General features: G+C 68.0%; 1 protein-coding gene. It reads right to left on the bottom strand.

All coding sequences use genetic code 11. The features are described 5' to 3' along the window. Positions 1-1,023: DHHA1 domain-containing protein (locus A2I95_RS42165; RefSeq protein ID WP_291738187.1), on the bottom strand; the 1,023-nt coding region annotated here is incomplete at both ends.

The raw sequence follows: 1,023 nt of genomic DNA, 5'->3' as shown, positions 1-1,023 counted from the left end.
GCTTTCCCCCACCTTCTTGGCAAAACGCACCTGCAGATCCGGCAGCGCATAGCGCGGGGCAGGGGCGCCTGCGCCAAAGGGGCCTGCCTGTTCGATCTGGTCGATCAGGTCCACCGTGGCGGCACCGGGCATCAGGGCGCCGTCCAGCTTCAGATCGGCCGGGCCGCCCTGTCCTGCGCCTTGTTTCTCCAACAGCTCCGACAGCCGCGCCATCGCTGGTTCCAGCTTGTCCCGCATGACGGTGAGACCTGCCGCCATTTTGTGGCCGCCGCCCTTGACCAGCAGCCCCTCGGCCGCCAGCCGCTGGATCGAGGCGCCCAGATCGACGCCGGACACGGACCGGCCAGATCCCTTACCCTCATCGCTGTCAAAGCCGATCACAACTGCGGGCCTGTTTGCGGCTTCCTTCAGGCGCGAGGCAACGATGCCGACCACGCCGGGATGCCAGCCCTCGCCAGCGGCCCAAACCAGCGGAGCCTCCAGCCCGCGGTCTTCCGCTTGTTGCAGGGCGGCGGCCCGTACCGCGTTTTCGATGTCGCGGCGCTCGGTGTTCAGCTCATCCAGCCGTTCGGCCAGGGCGGCGGCCTCATGCGGATTGTCAGTCGACAGCAGCCGCGCGCCGAGGTCCGCCTTGCCGATCCGCCCGCCGGCATTGACCCGCGGTCCCAGCAGAAAGCCAAGGTGATAGGTGGAGGGCGCCGAATCCATGCGGGAGACATCGGACAGGGCCACCAGACCGGGACGTTTGCGCGCGCCCATGACCTTCAGCCCCTGGCGCACCAGCGCCCGGTTGGCGCCGATCAGCGGCGCCACATCGGCAACGGTGGCCAATGCCACCAGATCCAGCAAGGCCATCAGATCCGGCCCCTTGGCGCCTGCTTCGCGCATTTGCCGCCCGGCCTCAACCAGCATCAGGAACACCACACCTGCGGCGCAGAAATATCCAAGGTCGCCGCTTTCGTCCTGGCGGTTGGGATTCACCACCGCCACGCAGTCCGGCAGCGTCTCACTGCCCAGGTGGTG

Source organism: Leisingera sp. F5 (assembly GCF_001593695.1).
The sequence above is the reverse complement of the archived record's forward strand: the minus strand, read 5'-3'. Positions and strand labels throughout refer to the sequence as shown.